Annotated in this window: 6 protein-coding genes; 1 reads left to right on the top strand and 5 read right to left on the bottom strand. The window is 64.7% G+C overall.

The annotated features are described in order from the left end of the window. From ACLV8F_RS22930 to epsA, 5 genes are all read right to left on the bottom strand, one after another. The coding region (locus ACLV8F_RS22930) for a Wzz/FepE/Etk N-terminal domain-containing protein (protein WP_411886504.1) at nt 1-899 on the bottom strand (899 nt) is incomplete at its 3' end. 15 nt (nt 900-914) lie between these two features. Next, nucleotides 915-1,832 carry a polysaccharide export protein EpsE gene (gene epsE / locus ACLV8F_RS22925; RefSeq protein WP_411886503.1) on the bottom strand — a complete coding sequence of 306 codons (918 nt, stop codon included), beginning with the start codon at nt 1,830-1,832 and terminating at the stop codon, nt 915-917. A gap of 59 nt (nt 1,833-1,891) precedes the next feature. After that, nucleotides 1,892-3,094 (bottom strand): XrtB/PEP-CTERM-associated polysaccharide biosynthesis outer membrane protein EpsL, encoded by a 1,203-nt coding sequence (gene epsL / locus ACLV8F_RS22920; RefSeq protein ID WP_411886502.1) that lies wholly within the window; start codon nt 3,092-3,094, stop codon nt 1,892-1,894. Between the two features lie 21 nt (nt 3,095-3,115). After that, nucleotides 3,116-4,552 (bottom strand): undecaprenyl-phosphate glucose phosphotransferase, encoded by a 1,437-nt coding sequence (locus ACLV8F_RS22915; protein WP_411886501.1) that lies wholly within the window; start codon nt 4,550-4,552, stop codon nt 3,116-3,118. Beyond that, nucleotides 4,545-5,342, bottom strand: coding sequence for an XrtB/PEP-CTERM-associated transcriptional regulator EpsA (gene epsA, locus ACLV8F_RS22910; protein ID WP_411886500.1), 798 nt, complete (start codon nt 5,340-5,342; stop codon nt 4,545-4,547). The genes ACLV8F_RS22915 and epsA overlap by 8 nt, the downstream gene beginning before the upstream one ends. A 420-nt stretch (nt 5,343-5,762) precedes the next feature. On the opposite strand from epsA, the gene ACLV8F_RS22905 reads away from it, so the two are divergent. After that, nucleotides 5,763-6,752 (top strand): acyltransferase family protein, encoded by a 990-nt coding sequence (locus tag ACLV8F_RS22905; RefSeq protein WP_411886499.1) that lies wholly within the window; start codon nt 5,763-5,765, stop codon nt 6,750-6,752. The last annotated feature ends 53 nt before the right edge of the window (nt 6,753-6,805 follow it).

The raw sequence follows: 6,805 nt of genomic DNA, 5'->3' as shown, positions 1-6,805 counted from the left end.
TCGCTGGCCAGCCGGCTCTTGAGGGCCGCCAGTTCGGACTCGGCGCGCTGGCGCTCGGGATGGTTCTCGCCCAGGCGCACGCTGACTTCCTGCACCTTGGCCTCCTGCCGCGCGACGTCGGCCTTCAGGCCGTTGATCAGCGGGCTTTGCATGACCTCGGCGACGGTGTCGCCGCGCGAGCCGCGCTTGCTCTGGCTGTCGGTGGTCTCGCCCTGCACGGTGGTGAGCTGGGACGAGATCTCGCCGAGCTTGGCGGTTTCATAGTCCACACGTTCGTCGGTGCTGACGATGCCGGCTTTCTGCTGGTAGTCCGACAGCCGCGCCTGCGCTTCTTCAAGCTTGGCACGCGAGGCCTTGGTCTGCTCGTCGAACCATTCGGCATAGATGCGGGCCGGTTCGGTCTTCAGCGCCAGGTTGATGTCCAGGTAGGCCTGGGCAAAGGCATTGGCGATGTTGGCCGACGCTTCAGGGTCGCTGCCCTTGTAGGTGATGTTGATCACATTGCTTTCGCGCGCGGGCCGGACGTCCAGGCGCTTTTGCAGCGAGTCGGCGAGCCAGCCTTCCAGCGTGCCGCGGCCTTCGGTCGCTTCCATCCAGCGCTCTTTGGTGCGCGGGTCCTCGTCAAGCTTGAGCACCTTCACGACGCGCTGCGCGACGCGGTCGCCGCCAATGATGTCGACCTGCGTGGCCATATAGCTGGGCGCCACCAGGCCGGGCATGGCCTGGCCGCCGGCGACAGGGTCGGGCGAACGTATATCGACGAGCACCGCCGTCTGCGCCGTGTATTTTTTCGGCAGCACCAGGCTGACGGCCAGCGCCGCGGAGACCGCCAGCAGGATGACCAGCAGGGCCACCTTGTAGCGCGCGCGCAGGATGAGCAGGAATTGATGGAGTGTCATGGTGGCTCTCCGTGTTTAAAAGAGGCTTTCGCGGACGTAGATCACGTCCTCGGCGCGGACCGGGTCGGTCAGGTTGGGCGTGATTTCCACCACCTTGCCCGAGGCGTCGCGGCGGTGCAGCTTCAGGCGGTTCTGGCTGCCGCGCACGGTGGGGCCGCCGCCCTGGGCCAGCGCCTGCATCACCGTCATGCCGCGCTCGATGCGGTAAGGGCCGGGGCGCTGCGCCTCGCCGTAGATGTAGAACATGGGCGCCTTGTTGACGTAGAGGGTGTCGCCGCCGGCCAGCACGATGTCTTCATTGGACTTTTCATTGAGGAACAGCGCCGGGATATCGATGACTTTGCGAAAGGGTTTGCCCTCGCGCTGGCCGGTGACGATGAGCACATCGTCGCCCGTCGCGGTGGTGCCGCCGGCGGCGGCCAGCATGTCGCTGACACGGGTGTTGAAAGTCTCCAGCGGGAAGCGGCCGGGCCGGCTCACCTGGCCCAGCACGGCCACCTGGTTGCCGCGCACCTGGCGCAGCACGATGTTGACCTGAGGCACCTTGACGAAGCCGCCGGTGCGCAAGGCGTCGGCGATCTTCTTCTCTGCCTCGGAAATCGTCAGCCCGCCCAGCTGCACGCTGCCCACCAGCGGGTAGCTGATCACGCCGCTTTCGGAGACGCGCGCATCGACGGAAAGGTCGGGGCTCTGGTAGACCTGCACGCCGATGGCGTCGCCGGCGCCCAGGCGGTAATCCTGGTTATTGGGCACGGGCGCTGGGGCAACGGCCGGTGCGGGGGCCGGCGGTGGCGCCGTTGCCGCGGCTTGAAGCGATGGCGGTGAAGGCTGGGATGGCGCCGCTGCGGTCTGCGCGAACACCGCCGCGGCAGGCAGGCACAACAGGCCCGCCACAAAGTATCGGATCATGGATTTCGGAAGCAGCGTTTTCATGGTGTCGCCTTTCGGGGAAGCAAAAATTTCAGGAAAGGGCCGGTCATGCCATGGCCTCATCAAAAACTCGCGTCGGCGGCAATGCCGAAGGAGTTGCTCTTGTAATCGGCGCCAGGCTCATTCGATTTGCGCCTGTCGCTCTGCACGGAAGCCGTCAGCTTGAGCGCGCGCAGCGCCTGCCATTCGACGGCCAGCGACAGCAGGTCGGTGGTGTCGCGCCGGTTGCTGGCGGCAAAGCCGGGCAAGGGCCCCTTGAAGTCGCGCGCGCCGTGGTCGTAGCGCAGGCGCACCGCGGTTTTTTCCGTCGCCTTCCAGGTCGGTGCGACAAAGAAGCGGTAGCCCTCGTAGTAGCTGGAATTCAAGGTCTGGTAGCTGCCCAGCTCACGCACCACACCGCCTGCCAGGCTGGTCTTGGCGGTGATGGCCCAGTTGGCGTCGAGCTGGCCGGTGAAGCCGGAAAAGTCGCGTGCCGACAGGCCGTCGTGCGCGCGGTCGAAATACGCGGCCTTGGCCCGCAAGGTGGTCTTGCCGGTAGGCGCCCAGTCAAGGCGGAATTCATGCTCGCGGTCGGTGAAGTTGCCGGCGGACACCGGCGACGGAACGCGGCCCGGGTATTCGCCCTTGCCGTCGCGGAAGCGGTAGGCCATCGACGTGCCCGACGGGTAGACATAACGCACACCGGCCTCGCCGCCGTGGACTTTGGTGTCGCCCTCGAAGGTGAAGGGCTGGCTGTTGGAACTGGTGCGCTCAAACACCCCGCCCACCAGGCGCCAGGCGCCGTCGAGTTCGTACTCTGCATCGAACACGGTGGAACGGTTGGTGCGGCGGTTGATCTGGCCGCGCGCCTGCACGTCGGCATACGGGTCCACATACTCGCTGCGGTCGGTCGTGAGGTTGCCGTGCAGGGCCGGCGTGAAGCTCCAGCGCCAGGCGGCCGCGTAGTTCACCGCCGTGAAGTCGAGGTAGGAGAAGCGGCTGTAGTGATGGTCTTCGACGCCGGCTTCGAGTTCAAAGCGCTGCAGCCCATAGGGTTTGTTGATCTTGAAGCCTGCCGTCGTCACCGCCACGGTGTCGTCGCGGTCCGGCGTGCCGATGACCGCCTGGGCGTTGGCGCTGTCGGAGAGCCGGAAGACGTTGCTGTCGTGCGTCACGCTCTGGCCGGCCTTGAACTGCAAGGTGTCCAGGTCGTCGGCGTGCGCGGCCAGGGGGAAGAGGCCCAATACAAGGAGCGGGACGGGAAGAAGCGTGCGATGTGAACTCAAAAGCGGGCCTCCGTTTTCTGTTTAATAAGCCGCGCTGTCCTTGAACACCAGGCGTATGGTTTTCAGGATGATGAAAAAATCCAGCTGCAGCGACCAGTTGCGCAGGTAGTCCAGGTCGCAGTCGATGCGCGACTGCATCTTGTCCAGCGTGTCGGTCTCGCCGCGCTGGCCGTTGACCTGGGCCCAGCCGGTGATGCCGGGCCTGACCTTGTGGCGCACCATGTAGCCCTTGATCAGCGAGCGGTACATCTCGTTGTGCGCCACGGCATGCGGGCGCGGGCCGACGATGCTCATGCGGCCCTGCAGCACGTTGACGAATTGCGGCAGCTCGTCGAGCGAAGTCTTGCGCAGGATGGCCCCCAACTTGGTAACGCGCATATCGTTCTTGCTGGCCTGGCGTATGGTGCCGCCGTCTTCGGTGACGGCCATGGAGCGGAATTTGTAGACCAGGATTTCCTCGCCGTCCAGGCCGTAGCGGCGCTGCTTGAAAATGACGGGCCCCGGCGAGTCCAGCTTCACCATCAGCGCAATGACCAGAAGGATGGGCGTTATCAGCAGCAGGATCAGCAAGGACAGCACGATGTCGCTGGCGCGCTTGAGCACGCCGTTGACACCGCGGAACGGCGTGTCGCACACCGAAATTACCGTGACGCCGCAGACCGTGTCGCTGCGCCCCTGGATCAGGTCGGTGATGAACATGTCGGGCACGAAGTAGATCGAGGCCGTCGTGTCCTTGAGCCCGTCCAGCACCTGCAAAATGCGCGGCCGCGACGCCATGGGCAGCGACAGGTAGATGAACTGGATGCGGTGCTGCTTGACGTAGGCGGGCAGGTCGTCGATCTTGCCGACCAGGCGGTGCCCGTCCTCCCCATCCTGCGCGGTGCGGCGATCCTCGCCCCGGTCGTCAAAAAAGCCCTTCAACGCAATGCCCGAGTAAGCCGAGCCGGCGATGTTCCGCGCCAGGGACACGCCCTGCTCGTTCATGCCGACGATGACCGCGCCGCGCGCCGGCCCCTGCAGCTTGAGCAGCTGCGGCGCGGCAGCCCGGAGGGCGACGTGCGCGCCGGCCTGGGCCACGGGCGCGACCCACAGCCAGTGGCCCAGCACCGTCATGGAGAACTTGTGGAAGTACTCCGTCACATAACCCGTCAACAGCAGCAGCCCGGCGATCCATATCCAGTGGAAGGCGATCTTGGCCATCACCTTCCACACCGGCAGGCGCAACTGCGAGCTGCCCGGAAAGGTCAGCGAGAACACGATGAGCGACAGGATCAGGTAGGCCGGCCGCACCGAGCCTTCGAAATAAAAGGCCAGCGCCCACAGCGAGAACACCAGCACCAGCGGGTCCAGCCCGGCCTCGACGGCGGTGAACAGGTGGCTGCGGCCCAGCCCCATGGAGCGCGGCTCGCGCTGGTTCAGCCAGGCGGACGCGGAGTTGAGCTGGTTTGCTTCAGCCATAGACAGTGACCTTTGTGACTTTGGACACCGCCTGGGCCCGGTTGAAGACGTTGAGCTTCTGGAAGATGCGCTGCATGTGGTTCTTCACGGTGAAGCCGCTGATGTTCAGGATGGCGCCGATTTCGGAGTTGGTTTTCCCCATGGCCACCCAGGCCATGATCTGGGTTTCGCGTTCGCTGAGGCCCGAGGCATCGTCGGCGGCGCCGCGCACCGCCAACGCAGGTGAAGCGGCCTGGCGGCGCTGCTGCGGCAAAGGCGGCATCTGGCGCAGGGCGGCGTCCATGCTGGGCATCAGCAGGCGGATCGCCGTGCCTGCCGGCTCGGCCGGAATGCCGTCGGCACTCATCAATACATAGAGGCACTCCTGCTGCGCCCTCTCGTCGTGCAGGCCGTGGATCAGCACCGAACGCATGCCGCGCAGGCTGCTGCTGAACGAGCCCGGCAAACTCGCCTGGCCCAGCAGGTATTCGAACTCGCCGAAGTCCAGGCTGCAGGGTTGCCGGCCGGCGGCCAGCCAGCGCTCGTGGAACTTGCCCAGCAGAAAGGGCAGCCCGTCCGTGCCCGCGGCATAGGAACGCGCGCCCGGCAGCCGGGACACGACGTCGTGCTGGATCGCTCCTTCCTGGAAGTTGCCCCAGCCCGCCAGCAGGATGTCGTGGGGAAGGCATTGCTGGATGTCGCCCTGCAGCCATTCGAGCAGGTCCGCGTGCCGGGTAATGGACGTGCCCTGCTCTACCAGCGCCGCATAGCGCACTGAATCTTCGCCTGAAAGCGGAGTATGAAACTTCATGTCTGGATGTCACTTCCCTGAGTTTGTTTCCGCGAATTCACCGGTGATAGGCGCTGCGGAAACAGCTGATTGGAGAATCGAACAAGTCGCGCGGTGTCGCAATGCGCAAGGCGAGAAAGTTGATGTAGGAGATCGATGACTCAGTTTAGGGTTTCCCCGATTGATTCATTTGACAAACAGGGTGCGCATTCGTTGCAACAACGTAACAGCTGTGCGCTGGATGTTGGATGTCGCGCAAAACGATACCGCTTGCAACAGTTTGATTTTTGGCCGCACCGCGTTGAAGCGCCGATTGATTACGCTTCAGCCATCCATCAACGAACCCATGGTTGGTTCACACGCGGCCCACGCACCCGGGTTTCAGCATCCACGCAAAAAAAACATGACGAGAGGAACCCGCACCCGATGACCGGCGAGAAAATGAAACGCAATCTTGAAGTGGATACGGTGAGGGGCATTGCCTGCGTCCTGCTGGTGCTCTTTCACGTGGTGGGCGACACGCCCGCCGTCGGCCTGCGCATTCCCGAAGGGCACTGGCTGCAGGTCTTCAATGAAGCGCTGGCCTATATACGCATGCCGCTGTTCTCCTTCATCTCGGGCTACGTCTACGCATTCCGCCCTTACCAGGGCAACGCGGGGGGCTTCATCAAGGGCAAGGTGCGCAGGCTGCTGCTTCCGCTGATCACGGTGGGCACGCTGTTTGCCGTCGTGCAGGCCGTCACGCCGGGCGCCAACATGGCGGTCGAGCACTGGTGGCTGCTGCACATCGTGCCGGTGGGGCACTTCTGGTTTCTCGAGGCGCTGTTCATCGTCTTCCTGGTGGTCGTGCTGCTCGAGCACTTCAAAGCGCTGTCCACGCCGGCCGGCTTCGCGGTGGTGTGGTTGCTCAGCGCCGTGCTGTTTGACTACTTCAGCCCGCCGAACTACTTCGGTGCGCAGGGCGCTGTCTACCTGCTGCCCTTCTTCCTCGCGGGCCTGGCCTGCAAGCGCTTTGAGATCAACGGCCCCGTGGCACGCGGCGCCGCGGCCGTGGCTTTCATTTGCGCGGCCACGGTGGCCATGCTGTTTCCGCAGTTCTCCGAACAGGGCAGCTCCATCGCCGCGATGGGGCTGGGCGTCTGCAGCGCCTTCCTGCTTTTGCGCAGCGGCTGGAGTTCGCGCCACCTCGCCTACGTCGGCTCCTGGTCGTTTGCGATCTACCTGCTGCACGTGTTCTTCACCGCGGCCAGCCGCATCGTGCTGAGGAAGCTGGGTGTGACGGACATCTACGTGTTGATGGCTTCAGGCCTCGCCGCGGGCCTCATTGGCCCCATCGTCTCGGCCTTGGTGATCAGCCGGCATGCGGGGCTGAACCTGTGGCTGCTGGGGGTGACCGCTCCGAAACCCAAGGGGGTGGCAGCGCCGGCCTGACGGCTTGCGCCCGTCTTCGCGTTACTCCGCTGCAGGCGGTAACACCTTTGCGC

Source organism: Polaromonas sp. YR568, from assembly GCF_943369675.1.
Taxonomy (GTDB): Bacteria; Pseudomonadota; Gammaproteobacteria; order Burkholderiales; family Burkholderiaceae_C; genus Polaromonas.
Note: the sequence above shows the minus strand (reverse complement) of the source record. Positions and strands in the feature narration are given on the sequence as shown.